This window comes from Streptomyces sp. NPDC096324, from assembly GCF_044763015.1.
Classification (GTDB): domain Bacteria; phylum Actinomycetota; class Actinomycetes; order Streptomycetales; family Streptomycetaceae; genus Streptomyces.
The window spans coordinates 62,677-82,417 of the sequence record NZ_JBIWFK010000003.1 but is presented as its reverse complement, the minus strand read 5'-3'; the positions used below and the strand labels follow the sequence as shown (position 1 = coordinate 82,417).

The following is a 19,741-nucleotide window of genomic DNA, read 5'->3' as shown; positions in this document are numbered from 1 at the left end:
CATGTCGACTGGACCAAGCCCCCACTCGGTCCAAAGCGCCCCAATATCACACCGCGCCCGGAGGCAGGAATGTAGCGCAGGGCGGGACTCGTACGGATACGTCTCATGCATCTCTCAGGGAAATGAGGGCGTCGGTGGCTGGAATCCACCCTCCCCGGGGACTCAGTAGCCAACTTTCTTCGCTCGCGAGTTCGGCTGCGGCTCGTACGAGCGCATCGATCCCTGGATGAACAAGTCCCTTGCGCCACACGAGTGACACCGGTGACAGGGGTACGGGGTCGATCAGAGGCCTCGACACCGAACCGGGCATGGCCGGAAACTCCACTACGGCGAGCACAGGATTCCGCCACTTCGCCATGATCCGCCCGAATTCCTGGGCCCCGACAGCCACCGGCGCGGGTGACGCGAGTCTGATGTCCCGTCCCTCGAACAGGTGATGAGCCAGGTCGGTCCACTCCAGGGTCCTGGGGTTCCCCGCCCCCGCGTACACGGTCTCGCCCGCGAGCGCGGCGAGCGGCACCGCGTCCAGGGCGGCGAGGTGATGGTCCTCGGGCAGGACGACGGCCATCGGCTCGTAGCGCACCACCCGATGGTCCAGCCGGGCCCGTACGGCGGGGTCGAGTCCCGCGAAGCGGCCGAACGACACGTCCAGCCGGCCGGCGAGCAGATCCGCCGCCGCGCCGGTGAGGCCGCTCTCGTAACGGGCCATCAGTTCGCTGCCGGGGGCGAGGTCGCGGGCCCGGTCGAGGATGCGGCTGGAGACCAGACCGGGTGTGTTCACGTCGACGAGCAGCGGCCGCTCCTCACCGCCGGGCCGCGCGAAGGCGTCCAGCAGCGCGTCGTGCGCCTCCAGTACACGGCGCGCGTACGGCAGCAGCCGCTGGGCCTCCAGCGTCGGCGTCACCTGCCGGGTCGTCCGCACGAACAGCTCCGCCCGAAGCTCCCGCTCCAATCGGCGGATGTCACGGCTCAGGGACTGCTGGGCCACGTACAGGCGGGCGGCGGCACGGGTGAAGTGCAGCTCCTCGGCGACGGCGAGGAAAGCACGCAGCAGACGGAGGTCCAGGTGACCGGGAAAGGGGCGTTGACCAGGCATCACGCGAACCTACAACCCAAGTGCGTGAATCGCGACGGAGTAAGTGTTGGACCGCCCCCGCGACGCCGGGCGACGGTTCATCCATGTCACCGCTCACCCCGTACCGCCGTCTGTTCGCGCTGCCCGGCACCCGCGCCTTCACCCTCGGGAATCTCGTGGCCCGGCTGCCCATGGGCATGTTCAGCGTGAGCGCGGTCATCATGATCGCCGGGGCGCGGGGCTCGTACGCGCTCGCCGGCGCCGTCACGGCGACGGGTCTCGCGGCGACGGCCGTGGTCGCTCCCTGGACCGCGCGGCTCGTCGACCGGCACGGGCAGGCCCGGGTGGCCGTTCCCGCCACGGCCTTCGCGCTGCTCGGCGGGACGGGGCTGGTGGCGTGCGTGCGCTTCGGCGCGCCCGACTGGACCCTCTTCGCCGCGTACGCCGCCACCGCCACGACCCCCAACACGGGCGGGATGTCCCGCGCACGCTGGGCCCACCTCCTGAAGGGGGACGCGGCGGCGCTGCACACCGCGAACTCCTTCGAGCAGGCCGTGGACGAGCTGTGCTTCATGCTGGGCCCGGTGCTCGCGGCCTTCCTGTGCGGGGCGGTCTCCCCGGCGGCGGGCATGCTCGTGGGCTCCGCGCTGCTGATGACGGGCGTCCTGCTCTTCACCGCGCAGCGTTCGACGCAGCCGCCGCTCCGGCCGGTCACGGCATCGGGGTCGCCCGTGCTCGCGCCCGGTATGCCTCCGCTGCTGCTCTCCTTCCTCGCCACCGGCGCGGTGTTCGGCGCGATGGAGGTGGCCACGATCGCGTTCGCGGACGAGCGGGGACACAGCTCCGCGGCGGGCGTGGTGCTCGCCCTCCAGGCGGCGGGGTCGTGCGTGGCGGGCCTGCTGTTCGGCACGCTGCGACGGGAGACTCCCTCGCCCGGACGCGAGGCTTCCGCCGACCGCTCGGCAGGCTCTCCGGAGCACGGCGGGCCCTTCGGACACTCCGCGGGCTCCGCCCCGTTCGACGCCTACACGCTCGCCGCTCGGCGGTACGCGGTGTGTGTCGGCGCCATGGCTGTTCTGCTGACGCTGCCGCTCCTCGCCGTCCGGCTCACCGGCTCGCTTCCGGTTCTCGCGGGTGCGCTGCTCGTGGCGGGCATGGCGACCGCTCCGACCATGGTCACCGGCATGACCCTGGTTCAGCGGCGCACGCCCGAGGGCCGACTGAACGAGGGCATGACACTCGCGGTGACGGGCCTGCTGGGCGGTATAGCCGGCGGTTCCGCGGCGGCGGGCTGGATGGTGGAGCACTGGTCACCGGCCGCGGGATACACGGTCCCGGTGGCGGCGGCGACGACCGCGCTCGTGATCGCCACCTTGGCCGCGAGGACGGGTACGGCACGGCACCGGGAGCGCCACCTCGAACTGGACCCGGTCACGACCTCGTAGCCCCCCCGACGTCGTCCGACCCGTCGAACCCCTGCCCCAATTCCGGTTCAGCCCATTGACGTGCCCACGGCCGCCACCTACCTTCCCCCGTCGAAGCGCTTCGACGTCATGCATCGAAACGATTCGACGAGCGTGCATGACGGCCCGATACCCATCCAACTCCTCTGGAGGCAGTGGATGTCGACGACACGACGGCGCCTGGCGGCGACGGTGGCGGTGACCTTGACAGGTGCCTTGCTGGCGACGGCATGCGGCGGCTCGGACAGTGGCTCCTCGGACGGCGGAACACTCAGACTGTGGCACTACGAAGGGCCGGACAGCGCGATGGGGGTGGCCTGGAACGAGGCCATCAAGGAATTCGAAGCGCAACACCCGGGCGTGAAGGTGAAGTTCGAGGAGAAGGGCTTCGAGCAGATCCAGAAGACCGCTCCCATGGTCCTGAACTCGAACGACGCCCCCGACCTCATGGAGTACAACAAGGGCAACGCGACGGCCGGGCTCCTGTCCAAACAGGGACTGCTGACCGACCTCACGGCGGAGGCCACCGCGCGCGGCTGGGACAAGAAGCTCAGCGCCGGGGTGAGGACCACGAGCCAGTACGACACGAACGGCGTCATGGGCTCCGGCAAGTGGTACGGCGTGACCGACTACGCCGAGTACACGATGGTCTTCTACAACAAGGACCTCTTCAAGAAGTACGGGATCGCGGAGCCGGCCACGTACGACGAACTGGTCTCCGCCATGGACGCGTTCGTGGCGAAGGGCGTCACCCCGCTCGCCAACGCGGGCGCCGAGTACATCGCCCAGCAGTACCTCTACCAGCTCGCCCTCTCCAAGGCCGATCGCTCCTGGGTCGACACGTACGAGCTGTACAAGGGCAAGGCCGACTTCCACGACACGGCCTGGAGCTACGCGGCGGACACCTTCGCCGACTGGGTGAGGAAGGGGTACATCTCCAAGAAGTCCAGCGGCACGAAGGCCGAGGACGCGGGCGTGTCCTGGATCCAGGGCAAGTCACCGATCCTCTTCTCCGGGAGCTGGTGGTACGGCCGCTTCGAGTCGGAGGCGAAGTTCGACTGGGACTCCGGCCTGTTCCCCGGCTCGAACCTCACCCTGGGCTCCGGCGGCAACCTGTGGGTGGTCCCCAAGGGCGCCAAGAACAAGGAACTGGCCTACGACTTCATCGACATCACCATGTCGAAGAAGATCCAGAACCTGCTGGGCAACAAGGGCGGTGTCCCGGTGGCCGCGGACACCTCCGCGATCACCGACGCGAAGACCAAGACCCTGATAGCCGACTACAACACCCTCTCGGGGCGTGACGGGCTCGCCTTCTACCCGGACTGGCCGGTGGCGGGCTTCTACGACACCCTCGTCTCCGAGACACAGAAGCTGATCACCGGCAGCGAGAAACCCGACGCCTACCTGGACAACCTCCAGAAGGCGTACGACAAGGGCGTACCGCGGACATGACGGTGACCGCCGAACGCGGCGGGCGGGTGACCGGCCTGAAGGCCCGGGCCGGTCACCCGAGCCGCCCGCACACCTCCTACGCGCTGTTCCTGCTGCCCGGCGTGCTCGCGTTCACGGCCGTCGTCGTCGTGCCGTTCCTGATGAACACCGGGATCGGCTTCACCGACTGGCAGGGGGTCGGCACCCCTTCGTGGACCGGCCTCGACAACTACCGTGCCCTGCTGGACGACAGCGAGTTCTGGGCGTCGTTCCGGCACAGCCTGTTCATGGTGCTGGCGATGGCCCTCGTCCCGACGGCCGTCGGACTCGTCCTGGCCGCGGCCCTGTTCGACTACATCGGCAGACATTTCGGCAGCAGGATCGTGGCGGTGCTGCGGGCCTGCTACTACCTCCCCCAGGTGCTGCCGATCGCGGTCGCGGGCATCGTCTGGAGCTGGATCCTCGCCCCCGACGACGGCTCGCTCAACGCGCTGCTGAAGGCCGTCGGTCTCGGCTCCTGGCAGCGGGACTGGCTCGGCGACCCGGACTTCGCGCTGTACAGCGTGATGGGGGTGATGGTCTGGGTGCAGCTCGGCTTCCCTCTCGTGGTCTTCATGGCGGGACTGCAACGTGTCGACCCGGGGCTGCACGAGGCCGCCGAGCTGGACGGCGCCGGCTGGTGGCGGCGGTTCTGGCACATCACGCTGCCGCAGATCCGCCCGGAGATCTCGGTCGTCCTGCTGTGGTGCACGATCGCCGCGCTGAAGGTGTTCGGGGCGGTCTACGTCCTGACCAAGGGCGGTCCGGGCGGCGCCACCGACGTGCCGTCGTACTTCTCCTTCACCACCTTCTTCGAGAAGACCCAGGTCGGCTACGGCGCCGCGATCTCCACCGTCCTGACCGTGATCACCTTGGCGCTGGCGCTGATCGGGCTGAGGTTCCAGACCCGCGCCGAGGACGCCGAGGAAGGGGTCCGCGCATGACCGCCCTTCGCCGCTACCCGGTCCTCGTGGCCCTCGTCATCGGCGCGCTGTTCATGGTGCTGCCGTTCGCCGTCGTCGCCCTCAACGCGGTCAAGTCACCCGCCGAGTACTCCGCGCACGGCCCTCTGAGCCTGCCGCACGGTCTCTACCTCAACGGTCTGGAGGACTTCTGGCAGCGCGTCGACTTCGGGCGGAAGCTCCTCAACTCGGTGCTGATCTCGGGCTCGGTGGCGGTCGGGGCCGCGGTGCTGTCCGTGCTGAACGCGTACGCGATCGGCATCGGCCGGATCAAGGGCCGCGCCTGGGTGCTCGCCTTCTTCGTCCTCGCCAACACGCTGCCGCAGGAGGCGCTGGTCTATCCGCTCTATTACCTGAGCAAGCAGGCCGGCCTCTACGACACCAGGCTCAGCGTGATCATCGTGTTCACGGTGATCCAGACGGCCTTCGGCACCTATCTCCTCTCCGCCGTCCTCGGGCGGTTCCCGCGCGAGATCATCGAGGCCGCGCGGATCGACGGGGCGAACCAGTGGCAGGTGCTGTGGCGGATCGTGGTCCCGGTCAGCCGCCCCACGATCGGCGTGCTCCTCGTCTTCTTCTTCATCTGGACGTGGAACGAGTTCCTGCTGCCGCTGGTCATGCTGATCTCCAACGACAACCAGACCGTGTCGGTGGCACTCGGCGTCCTCCAGGGACAGCGTCTGATGGACGCCACGATGACGAACGCGGCCGCCCTCCTCGGTGTGCTGCCCGCCATCGTCTTCTTCCTCGTCTTCCAGCGGACCCTCACCCGCGGCATCGCCGTCGGCGCAGTGAAGTAAGGGGTACGACAGTGAAGTTCACGGACGGCTACTGGCTGCTGCGCGACGGCGTCACCGCGGCCCACCCGGTCGAGGTCCTCGATGTGACCTCGGGGCCGGGCGGCCTGGAGATCCACGCGCCGACGCAGCCCATACGGCACCGCGGCGACCTGCTGAAGGGACCGGTCGTGACGATCCGCGCCCACGCGCCGATGCCCGACGTCATCGGCGTCACGTTCACCCACTTCCAGGGCGAGGAGCCCCGGGGCCCCCGGTTCGAGCTGCACGGAACCGGGTTCACCCCGCACACCGAGTACGACGACGGCCACGCGACCCTGACCTCGGGCGCCCTGTCCGTCCGGGTGGCCCGCACCACGCCCTGGCACATCGACTTCCTCGCGCACGGCCGGACCCTGACCAGCAGCGGCGCCAAGGGCATGGGCATCATGCGGGACGCGACCGGCGCCCACTATCTGCGCGAACAGCTCGACCTCGGTGTCGGCACCCAGGTCTTCGGCCTCGGCGAGCGCTTCGGGCCGCTCGTCAAGAACGGCCAGGTCGTGGACATGTGGAACGCGGACGGCGGCACCGCCACCGAACAGGCCTACAAGAACGTGCCGTTCTATCTGACGGACGCGGGTTACGGCGTCTTCGTCGACCATCCGGGCCGGGTGTCCTTCGAGGTCGGCTCGGAGGCGGTCTCCCGGGTCCAGTTCAGCGCCGAGACACAGGAGCTGACGTACTACGTCATCCACGGACCGACCCCGAAGGACATCCTGCGCACGTACACGGCCCTCACCGGGCGTCCGGCCCTGCCGCCCGCCTGGTCCTTCGGCCTGTGGCTGTCGACGTCCTTCACCACCTCCTACGACGAGGACACCGTCACCTCCTTCATCGACGGCATGCGGGACCGTGAACTCCCGCTGTCCGTCTTCCACTTCGACTGCTTCTGGATGCGCGAGTTCAACTGGTGCGACTTCCGGTGGGATCCGCGGGTGTTCCCCGATCCGGAGGGCATGCTGACGCGGCTGAAGGACAAGGGACTGCGGATCAGCGCGTGGATCAACCCGTACATCGCGCAGCGCTCACCGCTGTTCGCGGAGGGGCGGGCCCTCGGGCATCTGCTGCGGCGGCCCGACGGAAGCGTGTGGCAGTGGGATCTGTGGCAGCCGGGCATGGCCCTGGTCGACTTCACCAGCCCGGCGGCCCGGGACTGGTACGCCGCGAAGCTGGAGGCGCTGCTGGAACAGGGCGTCGACTGCTTCAAGACGGACTTCGGCGAGCGGGTCCCGGTGGACGTGGCGTACGCCGACGGCGCCGACCCGGAGCGGATGCACAACTACTACGCGTACCTCTACAACCAGACCGTGTTCGAGGTGCTCCGCAAACACCGGGGTGAGCAGGAGGCCGTCGTCTTCGCCCGTTCGGCGACCGCGGGGAGCCAGCGTTTCCCGGTGCACTGGGGCGGCGACTGCGAGGCGACGTACGCGTCGATGGCCGAGTCGCTGCGCGGCGGACTCAGCCTCGGCATGTCGGGGTTCGGGTTCTGGAGCCACGACATCGGCGGTTTCGAGGGGACGCCGACGCCCGCCCTGTTCAAGCGGTGGATCGCCTTCGGCCTGCTGTCCTCGCACAGCCGGCTGCACGGCTCGTCCTCGTACCGCGTGCCCTGGCTGTTCGACGAGGAGGCCGTGGACGTCCTGCGGCTGTTCACCCGGCTCAAGCTCCGCCTCATGCCGTATCTGTACGAGGCCGCCCGCACCGCCCACGCCGAGGGGGTGCCGATGATGCGGGCGATGGTCCTGGAGTTCCCGGAAGATCCGGGGTGCGCGCATCTGGAGCGGCAGTACATGCTGGGCCCGGATCTGCTGGTCGCGCCGGTCTTCAGCGACGAGGGGGACGTCTCGTACTACGTGCCGGAGGGCACGTGGACCCCCTACCTCGGCGGGCCGCCGGTGACCGGACCGCGCTGGGTGCGCGAGCGGCACGGATTCCTGAGCGTGCCGCTGCTGGTGCGGCCGGGCGCGGTGATCCCGGTCGGCGCGGTGGACGACCGCCCCGAGTACGACTACGCCGACGGGGTCACTCTGCGCGCGTACGGCCTGGAGCGCGGCGCCCGGGTGTCGGTACCGGTCGGCCCGGTCACCTTCACCGTCGTGCGCGAGGGGAACACCCTGCGCGCGTCCTGTGGCGACCCGTCCGCGCCCTGGGGGCTGGCCGCGGGCGGACGCGAGGTGCGGGCCCGCGCCGGGACGGGCTTCCTCTCCCTCGATCTGGAGTCGGAGTGATGGTCAAGATCACCGATGTGGCGCGGCACGCCGGGGTGTCCCCGAGCACCGTCTCCTACGCCCTCAGCGGCAAGCGGCCGATCTCCGAGGAGACCCGGCAGCGCGTCGAGGAGAGCATCCGCCGGCTGGGCTACCGCCCGCACGCCGGGGCCAGGGCGCTGGCCAGCAGCCGGTCGAACGTCCTGGCGCTGGTCGTACCGCTGCGGGCGGGCATCCATGTGCCGGTGGTGATGCAGTTCGCGGTGTCGGTGGTGACGGCGGCCCGGCTGCACGACCACGACGTCCTGCTGCTCACCCAGGAGGAGGGCGAGGAGGGACTGCGGCGGGTGGCGGACACCGCGCTGGTGGACGCGCTGATCGTGATGGACGTCCAGCTCCACGATCCCCGGCTGCCGTTGCTGCGCGCGCTGGACCGGCCGTCGGTACTCATCGGCTTTCCGGCCGCCCCCGACGGGCTCACCTGCATCGACCTGGACTTCAGGGCGGCCGGTGAGCTGTGTGTGGAGCGGCTCGCGGGGCTCGGGCACCGGGTCGTCGCGCTGGTCGGGTCGCCGCCCGAGGTGTACGTGCGGGGCACGGCGTTCGCGCAGCGGGTGGTGCAGGGCTTCACGGCCGCCGCCGACCGGAACGGCCTGGCCTCGTCCGTCCACCCCTGTGAGGCGTCGCCGGCCGCCGCACGCCGGGTCGCCGAGCAACTTCTGCGCGAGCAGCCCGCGTTGACCGGTGTGGTCGTCCACAACGAGCCGGTCCTGGAGCCGTTGATCGACGCGTTCGAGCAGCTCGGTCTGCGGGTTCCGGCGGATCTGTCCGTCACGGCGATCTGTCCGGACGAGCTCGCCGGGAGTCTGCGGGTCCCGGTCACCTCCATCGCCCTTCCGTCGGCCGAGGTGGGCGGGCGGGCGGTCGACCTGCTGATGAGAAAACTGAACGGCACGCCCTGTCCGGAGGCGACCCTGCTCACGCCCACGATGACGGAACGCTCCAGTACCGCACCTCGCACACTGCATTCCTGAGGACACGGAACTCCTGGAAACACGACGAAGGCCCCGCTGCCTGAGCCGCGGGGCCTTCGTCACGATATTCAGTTGAACGCTATTCAATTAGACACATGGGATGAGTGGAGATGGCGGGAATCGAACCCGCGTCCAACGGTGCAAAATCAGGGCTTCTCCGTGCGCAGTTCGCTGCGATTTTCTCAGCCCCGGCGATCACGCGAACAAGTCGCCGACGGGCTCAGCCACTGTTTGATTTCCCATCGAACCCCGTGACCGGGCCCGATGGTTTAGTCCCCTAGATTATGCCAGGGTCCGGGTCGGGAACACTCCCGGGCTGACACCCATTAAGGGTCCTTCACTCACTGCTTATTAGGCAGCGAGGGCGAAGGACTGGGAATCGCTCTTGGAATTGGCGATTATTTTTTGCGACATATGGTTTACGAGATCATTGCCGCTTCCTCGACACGCTTCCCCTGCTTCAACAGCCGCTGTCGAAACCGATCATCCCCATGTTGATTTTTCAAAGCTCGATCCCTCCAGGGAGGAACCCGCGCCCTCGATGGGGTGCGTTGCCATCCTACGTGACCAGCGCACGACGGTGCCAGCGTATTCCCGCGGACCGCCTCACCGGCCGCGTCGGCGCCCGTACTACTCGCCGCGCTGTTTCCGCTTGGCCGCCGCGATGGCCCGGTCCGACTCGCGCCGGTCCTGCTTCTCGCGCAGGGTCTGCCGCTTGTCGTACTCCTTCTTGCCGCGTGCGAGCGCGATCTCCGCCTTCGCCCGGCCGTCCTTGAAGTACAGGGCGAGCGGGACGATGGTGTGACCCGTCTCCTGTGTCTTCGCCTCCAGCTTGTCGATCTCCTCCCGGTGCAGGAGGAGCTTGCGCTTGCGGCGCACGGTGTGGTTGGTCCAGGTGCCCTGGCTGTACTCCGGGATGTGGGCGTTGTGCAGCCACGCCTCGTTCCCGTCGATCTGGACGAAGCCGTCCGTCAGCGAGGCGCGGCCCTGCCGCAGCGACTTGACCTCGGTGCCGGTCAGGACGAGCCCGGCCTCGTAGGTGTCGACGATCGCGTAGTCGTGCCGCGCCTTCTTGTTCTGCGCGACGATCTTGCGCTTGCCGTCCTTGACCTTGCCGGAGGCCTGGCCGCCCTGCTTGGGCTGGGACTCCTTCGGTACGTACATTCCCTTGCTCATAGTGCTGGCCATTTTCGCACTACAGGGGGGCTCGGGGGAAAGCCGATTACCGGGACCGCGGTCAGCGGGTCAGGGAAGGTCTCCGAGGCCGCTCAGCACGGTCTCGGCCCGCCGCAGCGACTCCTTGTCCGCCTCCAGGTCGGGGGTGATGCCCCGGCCGTCGACGGAGCGGCCCGCGGGGGTGCGGTAGTGGCCGACGGTCAGCTCGGCGACGGAGCCGTCGGGCAGCCGGCTCGGCATCTGGACCGAGCCCTTGCCGAAGGTACGGCTTCCCACGACGACCGCGCGTCCACGGTCCTGGAGGGCCCCGGTGAGCAGTTCGGCCGCGCTCATCGTGCCGCCGTCCACGAGCGTGACCAGGGGTCTCACGGTGTCACCGCCCGGGTTCGCGTGCAGGGCGCGCTCGGCGCCGTTCACGTCGTACGTGGCGACGAGGCCGCCGTCCAGGAAGGCGGAGGCGGTGGTGACGGCCTCGGCGACCAGTCCGCCGGAGTTGCCGCGCAGGTCGAGGACGATCCCGGCCCGGTCCGGAGCCCGGCCGACGGCGGTGCGCACGGCGTCGCCCACGCCCTTGGTGAAGGCGTCGACCTTGATCAGGGTGACCTGGCCGGGAAGGCTGCTGACGGTCACGGAGTCCGTGGAGAGCCGGGCGCGGCGCAGGGTCCGGCTCCACGACTGCGTGCCGCGCTCCAGGCCGAGGGAGACCTTGGTGCCGGCGGTCGCGTCGTCCGCGTCCCCGCGCAGTAACGAGACCACCTCGGTGACGGGCCGGCCGTCCACCCTCGCGCCGTCGACGGTGCGCAGCAGGTCGCCCTCGCGGATGCCCGCGGCGGCCGCGGGTGAGCCGGCGCTGACGCGGGTGACCTGGATGCGTCCGTCGCGCTCGCGGCGGGCCCACAGGCCGACGCCGGTGTACTGGCCGTCGAGAGCTTCCTCGAACTCCTCGTACTCGCCCTGGGAGTAGACGGCGCCCCAGCGGTCCCCGCTGCGGCTGACGGCCCGTTCGGCGGCCTCCATGGGGGACTTGCCGTCCGCCATCGCCTGGGCGGCGGCCCGGGTGACCTCGTCGTGACGGCGTGCGGATGCCGAACCGGGCGTCCTGTCCTCGGTCTTCCGGGCATTGTCGGAGAACGATCCGGTGGCCGCGCCGGCGACGAGGACGCTCGCGAACACCAATGTCAGGGCCGCCCCGCGGCGAATGCGGCGGGGCTCGCAGAACAGGTCACGGCCTGACATGCCGGTGAGTCTAGGACAACGCGAAGGGCCGCACCGCCGGTTGACGGTACGGCCCTGTTGGGATGCGTCACACCTTCAGGTACTTGCGCAATGCGAAGAAAGCGGCCAGGGCGGGCATCAGAAGGCTCGTCGCGAGGATGAGCGGGAGCTTGGTCAACACGGCGTCCCAGCCGATGAAGTTGATCAAGTTGAGCTTCTCGGACAGCGCCAGACCGTGGTCGATGATGAAGTACCGGGCGATCAGCAGGAATCCGCAGGCCACACCGCCGCCGATGAGTCCGGCGACCGCGGCCTCGGCGATGAACGGCGCCTGGATGTAGAAGCCGGAGGCGCCGACGAGCCGCATGATGCCCGTCTCGCGCCGGCGGCTGAACGCCGAGACGCGCACCGTGTTGACGATCAGCATCAGGGCGACGACGAGCATCATCGCCATGACCGCGCGCGCGGCCCAGTTCATGCCGTTGAGCAGCCCGAACAGGTTGTCCAGGATGCCCTTCTGGTCCTGGACCGACTGCACGCCGTCCCGGCCGTCGAAGGCGGTCGCGATGACCTGGTACTTCTCCGGGTCCTTCAGCTTGATCCGGTACGACTCCTGCATCTGGTCCGGCGTGAGGGAGCTGGCCAGCGGGGAGTCGCCGAACTGCTCCTTGTAGTGCTTGTACGCCTGGTCCGAGGACTCGTAGGTGACCTTCTGCACGACCGTGGACATCTTGTCCAGGTCGGCGACGATCTGCTTCTTCTGGTCGCTGGTCACCGCGCCCCTGGCGCAGTGCGGGTCGGACTCGGCGTCGCTCTTGTTGCAGAGGAAGATCGAGACGTTGACCTTGTCGTACCAGTAGCCCTTCATGGTGTTCACCTGGTCGCTCATCAGGAGCGAGCCGCCGAACAGGGCGAGCGAGAGGGCGACCGAGACGACGACCGCGAAGGTCATGGTCAGGTTGCGGCGGAGACCGACACCGATCTCCGACAGAACGAACTGCGCGCGCATGGCGTCTTCCTCAGACCTTTCCGTGGACGATGATCAGTGCTGGTAGCCGTAGACGCCGCGCGCCTGGTCGCGGACGAGACGGCCCTTCTCCAGCTCGATGACGCGCTTGCGCATCTGGTCCACGATGTTCTGGTCGTGCGTCGCCATCAGGACCGTGGTGCCCGTCCGGTTGATCCGGTCGAGCAGTTTCATGATGCCCACGGAGGTCTGTGGGTCGAGGTTTCCGGTCGGCTCGTCGGCGATGAGGAGCTTGGGCCGGTTCACGAAGGCTCTCGCGATGGCCACGCGCTGCTGCTCACCACCGGAGAGCTCGCCGGGCCTCCGGTCCTCCTTGCCGCCCAGGCCGACGAGGTCGAGCACCTGGGGCACGGACTTGCGGATCTCGCCGCGGGACTTGCCGATGACCTCCTGCGCGAAGGCCACGTTCTCGGCGACCGTCTTGTTGGGCAGGAGACGGAAGTCCTGGAACACGGTCCCCAGCTGGCGGCGCATCTGCGGCACCTTCCAGTTGGAGAGGCGCGCGAGGTCCTTGCCCAGGACGTGCACCTGGCCTTGGCTGGTCCGCTCCTCGCGGAGGATCAGCCGCAGGAAGGTGGACTTCCCGGAGCCGGAGGACCCCACGAGGAACACGAATTCTCCGCGCTCGACCTCCAGGGAGACATCCCTGAGAGCGGGGTGGGTCTGCTTGGGGTAGACCTTGGAGACATTGTCGAATCGGATCACGGGTGCACCACGGGTCGCCGGGGGTAGGTGTGCGTGACCATACGCGAACCGGGTGTGCCGGCGCAGTCGGCGTACGGGGTTGCGCGCGGCTTGCACGATTTGTCGCGGATCTGAGGCGCGATTCACACCCGGTCCGAGGGGCTGAGGCCGCTCCGGGCGGGGCAGGAAAAAAGGGGGGCCGCGCCGAAATCCGCGGAACCTGGCACAGTGGTAGGGGAACGGTTGCGTTCGCCGCAGCGTTAAGAGGGCGATGTGTACGCGAGAGCGCTGCGTATGCGGAGACGTCGCAAGGAGGGCCGGCGCATGACGTACGACCGACTGGTATGCGCTAACTGCGCGGCACCCGTCAGCGAGGGCCGCTGCCGCGTCTGCCGCGCGAACAGGGAGCGACTCCAGCAGGAGAGCCCCTTCGCGGGACTCAACCCCATGGCACTGATCGCGCTGCTCGCGGTACTGATCGCGGCACTGGCGCTGGTGGCCCACCAGACCGTCTGAGAGCCGCGGGGGCGGTCCGGCACGGCCGTCGACCCCGGGACACGGGCAGGGCCCGGAGCGAGCTGCTCCGGGCCCTTCGTCGTACGTGTGGAACGTCAGGCGGCGGCACCGCCGCGGCCGCCCGCGAGGCGCGGCAGCAGGCGGAAGCCGACACCGCCGGCGATCATCGTGGCCGCACCGATGATCAGGAACGTGGTCTGACCGGCACCGGTCTCGGCCAGCGCGCCGTCCTTGCCCTGGGCCTGGGTGTCCGAACCGGTGTCGGTGAGGGCCGAGGAGCCCTCCTCCTGCACCGAGGACCCGCCGTCGGGGTCGGCGTTGTTGCCGCCGGTGCCGTTCTCCGCGGGAGCGGTGCTGCTGCCGGAGCTCGGGTCCTCCTCGGTCGGCTCGCCGGTGGGCGTCGAGGGCGCCGACGTCCCCGGATCCGGGGTCGTGGGCGCCGACGTCCCGGGATCCGGCGTCGTGGGCGCCGACGTCCCCGGATCCGGCGTCGTGGGCGCCGACGTCCCGGGATCCGGCGACTCCGGGATACCCGTGACGGTCGGGGTCGGGGTCGGGGTCGGGCCGTCGGTGCCGGTCGCCGAGGCGACACCGGCCACGGTCAGTGAGGCGCCGGCCGCGATCACCGCGCCGGCGGCTATTCGGGCCGCGAGAATCCGCGTCTTCTTGGTCATCTGCCTGCTACCCCCAGTAGCTGATCGTCAATGGAGCAGCGTCCGGAGCCACGGCGTCACAGGAGATTTCGTTCGACCCCCCGGTTCACATGCGCCCCGGTGATACGCATGCCACACGTCACCCTTCCCAGTTTTCAAAGCAGCGTCAAGGTCGTTGCGTACGCGATGTCCGGAACGGCAGCGTTTGCCTGGCCTGGGGACATGTGACTGTGACGGAAAACCCATACGGCCCCAACAAACGAAGGCAACTGCCGCCCAGTGGACGGCAGTTGCCTTGTCGACAAAGAGGTTTCAGCGGGGGCGGAGAACGTCCGCCCGCACCGCTTCTGTCGTGTGCCTACTTCTCCTGCTGCTTGCGCCAGCGAATTCCGGCCTCCAGGAAGCCGTCGATCTCGCCACCGAACACGGCCTCGGGGTTGCCGACTTCGAACTCCGTGCGCAGGTCCTTGACCATCTGGTACGGGTGCAGGACGTACGAACGCATCTGGTTGCCCCAGGAGTTGCCGCCGTCGCCCTTGAGGGCGTCCATCGCGGCCTGCTCCTCCTGCCGGCGCCGCTCGAGGAGCTTGGCCTGCAGAACGTTCATGGCCGAGGCCTTGTTCTGGATCTGCGACCGCTCGTTCTGGCAGGAGACGACGATGCCGGTGGCCAGGTGGGTCAGGCGCACCGCGGAGTCGGTGGTGTTGACGCCCTGGCCGCCGGGACCGGACGAGCGGTACACGTCGATCCGCAGCTCGGACTCGTCGATCTCGATGTGGTCGGTCTGCTCGACCACCGGCAGGATCTCGACACCGGCGAAGGAGGTCTGGCGGCGCCCCTGGTTGTCGAACGGCGAGATGCGCACCAGGCGGTGCGTGCCCTGCTCGACGGAGAGCGTGCCGTACGCGTACGGCGAGTGGACGGCGAAGGTGGTGGACTTGATGCCCGCCTCTTCCGCGTACGAGGTCTCGTACAGCTCCGTCTTGTAGCCGTGGCGCTCGGCCCAGCGCAGGTACATGCGCTGGAGCTTCTCGGCGAAGTCGGAGGCGTCGACGCCGCCGGCCTCGGCGCGGATGGTGACGACGGCCTCACGGGAGTCGTACTCGCCGGACAGGAGGGTACGGACCTCCATCTCGTCCAGCGCCTTCTTGACGGAGACGAGCTCGGCGTCGGCCTCGGCGCGGGTGTCCGGGTCGTCCTCCTCCTCGGCCATCTCGAAGAGCACGCCCAGATCGTCGATACGCCCGCGGAGCGCCTCGGCCTTCCTGACCTCCGCCTGGAGGTGGCTCAGCTTGCTGGTGATCTTCTGCGCCTCGTCCGGGTCGTCCCACAGGGACGGCGCGGCCGCCTGCTCCTCGAGCACGGCGACATCTGCCCTCAGCTTGTCGAGGTCCAGGACGGCCTCGATCGACTCCATGGTCGAGGAGAGGGACTTGAGCTCTTCGGAAACATCGACGACTGCCACGCCTCCAGCGTAACGGTTACGGCAACCGGGCCTCGCCCCTCGCCCCCGAGGGACCCAGCCGACCACCCGGCACCGGGCAGAAGCGAGTCTCGCCCCCTCCGCCCCTACCCGACCCGATCCTGGGGGCTGCCGCCCCCAGACCCCCGCTTCGGCCTGAACGGCCTCGTCCTCAATCGCCGGACGGGCTGAAACTCCCCGGCGGGAAAATCAAGCCCCTCCGGCGATTGAGGAGCGGGGGGCCGGGGGGCCGGGGGGCCGGGGGCAGCGCCCCCGGGGACGAGGGGGGGTCCCCCCTGGTCGAGCGAAGCCGAGACCTTGGGGGAGGGTAGGGGCGGAGGGGCGAAAGCAGGTCTTCGTGGGGCGGGGGGTCAGGGCGAAGCCGGGGCCGAGTTCTTCGTGTCCTGAGGGGCCGCGTCACCGTCGCCGGAGGTGGCGAGCCAGGTGCCGACACCGGCCGCCACCAGGACGACGGCCGCCACCCCCAGCGTGATCCGCCGCCGCCGGGCGGAGGCACGGTGCCGGGCGGACCCGGGACGCGGCGCGCCCGCGGCCCGGGGCGCGCGAGCCGTCCCCCGGGCCCCGCCGGCCAGCTCGTCGGGTGCCGGCACCCGCATCGAGGTGTGCGTGTCCCGGTTCGAGTCGGGCGCGGCCCCCGGCACCAGGGGCACGGCCCCGCGCCGCTCACGCGCCGCGGCGGGCGGTACCGGCTCCGCGCTCTCCTCGTACTCCTCGTCCCCGTCCGCGGAGTCCGCGTCCGGGGAGTCCACGTCCAGCGGCGGCATACCGGCCAGCAGCGGGAGCTGCTCCCGCAGCCGCGCGCCCAGCTCGGAGGCCCGCAGCCGGGACGCGGGCGCCTTCGCCAGGCACTGCACGATGAGCTGCCACAGCTCGTCCGGGATGCCCGGGAGCGGGACCACGGTCTCGGTGACATGGCGGCGCAGGACCGCGCCGGGGTGTCCGCCCCCGAACGGCGTGAAACCGGCGAGCAGCTCGTAGAGCACGGTCGCCAGGGCGTAGATGTCGACGGCGGCACGCGGCGGCAGGCCCTCGATGATCTCGGGCGCGAGATAGTCCGGCGTACCGATGATCTTCGTGACCTTGGTCCGGCGGGGCGAGTCGATGAGCTTGGCCACGCCGAAGTCGGTCAGGAGGGCCGGGTGGGAGCCGCCGGGGCCGAGCGGGCCCTGCATGTCGAGCAGGACGTTCTCGGGCTTCACGTCGCGGTGGACGACCCCGGCCGCGTGCGCGGCGGCGAGCCCGTCCGCCACGTCGGCGACGATCGCGACCGCGGCCTCCGGGGCGAGCCGGCGTTCCCGGTCGAGCCGGGTGCGCAGGTCGGTGCCCCGCACCAGGTCCATGACGAGGGCGAGGTCGTTGCCGTCCACCACCAGGTCGCGCACCGCCACCACGTGGGGGTGGTCGAGGCCGAGCAGCGCGGTGCGCTCCTGCACGAAGCGCCCCACCAGCTCCTGGTCGGACGCGAGGTCCTCGCGCAACAGCTTGATGGCGACGGGCCCCTCGGGCCCCTCGCCGAGCCACACCGTGCCGGCGCTCCCCCGCCCCAGGATCTGGTGCGCGGTGTACCTGCTGCCGATCTTGCGTGCCAAGACTGCTCCTACAGACGCGTGTTGCCGCTTAAAGTACGCGCCCGCGGAGCCAACCTTCACGCCCCGGACCGAAATCACCCATCAGATGTCGACAAATCGCCAGAGTCGGCTGCCCCGGAGCCTGGGACCGGTCGCACCAGAGCCCCGGACCAGAAGTCCGGGGCTCCGCGGATCAGACGTCCGGGGATCAGTTGCCCGAGCCGCCCGAGGGGTCCTTCGAGCCGAGATCCCCGATCCAGCCGCTGACCTGGTCGTACCGGTAGGTCAGCTCGTCCCAGAAACCCCTGGTGGAGTGGATCCAGCCTTGAAGGGGGCTGAACTCCCAGACCAGCCAGCCGGCCACGAACAGGATGACGATCGTGAACAGGCACCCCTTGAGGCAGCCGAGTCCCGGGATCTTCATCGGGTTGGCGCTGCCCTGGCGGGGCTCGCGCTGACGGGGGGCGGGCTGCTGCGGCCGCTGCGGCTCCGGCGCGTACCGCTGCGGCTGGGGCTGCTGCTGGGGCGCCGGGGCGTAGCGCTGCTGCTGCTGGTGCTGCGGCGCGTACTGCTGCTGGGGCTGCTGCTGCGGATAGCCGTATCCGGGCGGCGGCTGCTGGCCGCGCTGCGGACGCTGCTGCTGGGGCTGCCCCTGCGGCTGCGCGACCTGGCGCTGCGGGCGGCGGCGCAGCGGGTCCTCGTTCGGGTCGAGGTACTGGACCTGCGTCTGTTCGTTGCGGTCACGGGCCGCGCGCATCTGGTTCTGCCAGGGGTGCGGGTCCTCGCCCCGGCCGGGCTGTCCGCCCGGCTGGTTCTGCGGAACCGGCGGCAGCACGGCGGTGGGGTCGGCCGCTCCCGAGGTGTGCGGCAGCACGCTGGTGGCGCCGTACGGGTCGTAGGAGCCCGCGCCCTGCGGGAGCACCTGGGTCGGGTCGGCCGAGCCGGGCATGTCCGGGACGTGCGCCGGGGCCGGGTCGGGGGCGAGCAGGGCGCCCACGCCCTCGGCGGCGGCGATCTGCGCGGGTGAGGCGTGCACCCCGACGCCCGAGGCGACGGCACGCAGGGCGCGGGCGAGGTTCTCGGCGCTGGGCCGTTCGTCCGGGTTCTTGCGCAGGCAGCGCTCTATGACGGTCCACAGCGGGTCCGGGACGGTCGAGGGGCGGCGCGGTTCGGCGCTCAGGTGCTGGTGCAGCACTTCGAGGGCGGAGCTGCCGGCGAACGGCGGGCGGCCGGTGACCAGCTCGTACATCAGGATGCCGGCGCCGTAGATGTCGACGGCGGACGTCTGCGGGCGTCCCTCGGCGGACTCCGGGGCGACGTACGCGGGAGTGCCGACGAATTCGTGGGTCCGGGTGAGGCCGGGGGAATCGGCGAGCCGCGCGATGCCGAAGTCGGTCAGCATCGGATGCATCTGGCCGGCGTCCTGCTTGAGCAGGACGTTCGCGGGCTTCAGGTCGCGGTGCACGACGCCGTCGGCGTGGCTGGCGGCGAGCGCGTCGGCGATCTGGGCGGTGAGCAGGGCGGCCGCGACGGGCGAGAACGGCCCGTTCTCGCGCAGGTAGCGGTGCAGGTCGGGACCGTCGATCAGGTCCATGACGAGGGCGAGGAGATCGCCCTCGACGACGAGGTCGCGCACCCGCACGATGTTCGGGTGGGTCAGGCGCAGCAGCACCGAACGCTCCCGGAGGAAGCGCATCACGATGTCGGCGTCGCCGGCGAGTTCTTCCTTCAGGACCTTGATCGCCACGGTCTCGCCGGGCTGTCCCGCGACGGCCGCCTCGGCGCCGGCGGTCTCCCGCTGGCGGGCGCGCCAGACCGTGCCTGTGGCGCCGCGCCCCAGGGGCTCCTCAAGGAGGTACTTGCTCCCTACCGGCCGCACGTTGCGCTCCCTGTTGCTTGCTTGCCTGGTCCGTCCACCGTGATCACCGTGGTACAGGAGTTTCCGACCCACTCTAGTGCCGACCTGCCCGGCGACGGGCTGTCCTGCCCGTGTGCTTTCCCATAGGTCCCGTACGCACCTGTGGTTCGCATAAGGGCACCTGTGGTTCGCATAAGCGCTTACGTAGGCGGCCCCGTCCATGTTCGACGGAAAGACGCTCGCACGTGTTCGACGGAAAGACGCTCACTCCGGTCGCTTGGTTGCCCGGACCGGGCGTGAGCGATCTCAAGCCGTCATCGGGAGGGCACTGGTCAGGAACTTTTACGGGCAGAGCCGACCAATCAAGATCACTTACGGGTGGGGGGCGGGCGTGTTGTCGGTGGCAGGTGCGAGGATGCCTCCAGTTACTGGCCGACGTGCCCGTGTGCGGTGGGGGGATCTGCGGTGGGGGACCGCAGCGCAGCCTCGCCCTCGTCGCGGCGCCTGT

The 19,741-nt window shown here is 69.9% G+C and carries 16 protein-coding genes and 1 other RNA gene; 7 read left to right on the top strand and 10 right to left on the bottom strand.

Annotation, left to right across the window (positions count from 1 at the left end; all coding sequences use genetic code 11):
- Positions 1-103 precede the first annotated feature (103 nt).
- On the bottom strand, positions 104-1,096 hold the full coding sequence (locus ACIQ7M_RS07785) for a LysR family transcriptional regulator (protein ID WP_403641072.1): 993 nt from the start codon (positions 1,094-1,096) through the stop codon (positions 104-106).
- An 83-nt stretch (positions 1,097-1,179) separates the two neighbouring features.
- Between ACIQ7M_RS07785 and ACIQ7M_RS07780 the strand changes: the two genes are divergently transcribed.
- From ACIQ7M_RS07780 to ACIQ7M_RS07755, 6 genes are all read left to right on the top strand, one after another.
- Positions 1,180-2,520, top strand: coding sequence for an MFS transporter (locus ACIQ7M_RS07780; RefSeq protein WP_403641069.1), 1,341 nt, complete (start codon positions 1,180-1,182; stop codon positions 2,518-2,520).
- A gap of 177 nt (positions 2,521-2,697) precedes the next feature.
- Entirely contained in the window at positions 2,698-3,993 is a 1,296-nt protein-coding gene (locus tag ACIQ7M_RS07775) for an extracellular solute-binding protein (RefSeq protein WP_355766921.1), read from the top strand.
- On the top strand, positions 3,990-4,955 hold the full coding sequence (locus ACIQ7M_RS07770; protein WP_403641066.1) for a carbohydrate ABC transporter permease: 966 nt from the start codon (positions 3,990-3,992) through the stop codon (positions 4,953-4,955). The genes ACIQ7M_RS07775 and ACIQ7M_RS07770 overlap by 4 nt, the downstream gene beginning before the upstream one ends.
- Positions 4,952-5,773 carry a carbohydrate ABC transporter permease gene (locus ACIQ7M_RS07765; RefSeq protein ID WP_403641063.1) on the top strand — a complete coding sequence of 274 codons (822 nt, stop codon included), beginning with the start codon at positions 4,952-4,954 and terminating at the stop codon, positions 5,771-5,773. The genes ACIQ7M_RS07770 and ACIQ7M_RS07765 overlap by 4 nt, the downstream gene beginning before the upstream one ends.
- A gap of 11 nt (positions 5,774-5,784) precedes the next feature.
- Positions 5,785-8,040, top strand: coding sequence for an alpha-xylosidase (gene yicI / locus ACIQ7M_RS07760; RefSeq protein WP_403641060.1), 2,256 nt, complete (start codon positions 5,785-5,787; stop codon positions 8,038-8,040).
- A complete protein-coding gene (locus ACIQ7M_RS07755; RefSeq protein ID WP_355766933.1) occupies positions 8,040-9,053 on the top strand; it encodes a LacI family DNA-binding transcriptional regulator in 1,014 nt (337 codons plus the stop codon). Before yicI ends, ACIQ7M_RS07755 begins: the two co-directional genes overlap by 1 nt.
- Positions 9,054-9,155: 102 nt before the next feature.
- Here the strand turns inward: ACIQ7M_RS07755 and ssrA are convergent.
- The 5 genes from ssrA to ftsE all read right to left on the bottom strand — a co-directional run bounded on the left by ssrA (position 9,156) and on the right by ftsE (position 13,176).
- Positions 9,156-9,544: a transfer-messenger RNA gene (gene ssrA / locus ACIQ7M_RS07750) on the bottom strand.
- A gap of 139 nt (positions 9,545-9,683) precedes the next feature.
- Positions 9,684-10,229, bottom strand: coding sequence for an SsrA-binding protein SmpB (smpB, locus tag ACIQ7M_RS07745; RefSeq protein WP_351861961.1), 546 nt, complete (start codon positions 10,227-10,229; stop codon positions 9,684-9,686).
- Between the two features lie 69 nt (positions 10,230-10,298).
- Positions 10,299-11,465, bottom strand: a complete 1,167-nt coding sequence (locus tag ACIQ7M_RS07740) for a S41 family peptidase (RefSeq protein WP_403641055.1) — start codon at positions 11,463-11,465, stop codon at positions 10,299-10,301.
- Between the two features lie 67 nt (positions 11,466-11,532).
- Positions 11,533-12,453: a permease-like cell division protein FtsX gene (gene ftsX, locus ACIQ7M_RS07735; RefSeq protein WP_355766939.1), complete on the bottom strand. Its 921-nt coding sequence runs from the start codon at positions 12,451-12,453 to the stop codon at positions 11,533-11,535.
- A 33-nt stretch (positions 12,454-12,486) separates the two neighbouring features.
- On the bottom strand, positions 12,487-13,176 hold the full coding sequence (gene ftsE, locus ACIQ7M_RS07730) for a cell division ATP-binding protein FtsE (RefSeq protein ID WP_355766942.1): 690 nt from the start codon (positions 13,174-13,176) through the stop codon (positions 12,487-12,489).
- A 303-nt stretch (positions 13,177-13,479) separates the two neighbouring features.
- Here ftsE and ACIQ7M_RS07725 point away from each other — a divergent pair, with 303 nt between their 5' ends.
- Positions 13,480-13,671, top strand: coding sequence for a hypothetical protein (locus ACIQ7M_RS07725; protein WP_326787440.1), 192 nt, complete (start codon positions 13,480-13,482; stop codon positions 13,669-13,671).
- A 95-nt stretch (positions 13,672-13,766) separates the two neighbouring features.
- On the opposite strand, the gene ACIQ7M_RS07720 is transcribed toward ACIQ7M_RS07725, so the two are convergent.
- The 4 genes from ACIQ7M_RS07720 to ACIQ7M_RS07705 all read right to left on the bottom strand — a co-directional run bounded on the left by ACIQ7M_RS07720 (position 13,767) and on the right by ACIQ7M_RS07705 (position 19,254).
- On the bottom strand, positions 13,767-14,345 hold the full coding sequence (locus ACIQ7M_RS07720) for a hypothetical protein (RefSeq protein WP_403641050.1): 579 nt from the start codon (positions 14,343-14,345) through the stop codon (positions 13,767-13,769).
- Between the two features lie 337 nt (positions 14,346-14,682).
- Positions 14,683-15,789, bottom strand: a complete 1,107-nt coding sequence (prfB, locus tag ACIQ7M_RS07715; RefSeq protein WP_386989671.1) for a peptide chain release factor 2 — start codon at positions 15,787-15,789, stop codon at positions 14,683-14,685.
- A gap of 368 nt (positions 15,790-16,157) precedes the next feature.
- Positions 16,158-17,396, bottom strand: a complete 1,239-nt coding sequence (locus ACIQ7M_RS07710; protein WP_355775395.1) for a serine/threonine-protein kinase — start codon at positions 17,394-17,396, stop codon at positions 16,158-16,160.
- Positions 17,397-17,583: 187 nt separating this feature from the next.
- On the bottom strand, positions 17,584-19,254 hold the full coding sequence (locus ACIQ7M_RS07705) for a protein kinase (protein ID WP_403641045.1): 1,671 nt from the start codon (positions 19,252-19,254) through the stop codon (positions 17,584-17,586).
- Between the last annotated feature and the right edge of the window lie 487 nt (positions 19,255-19,741).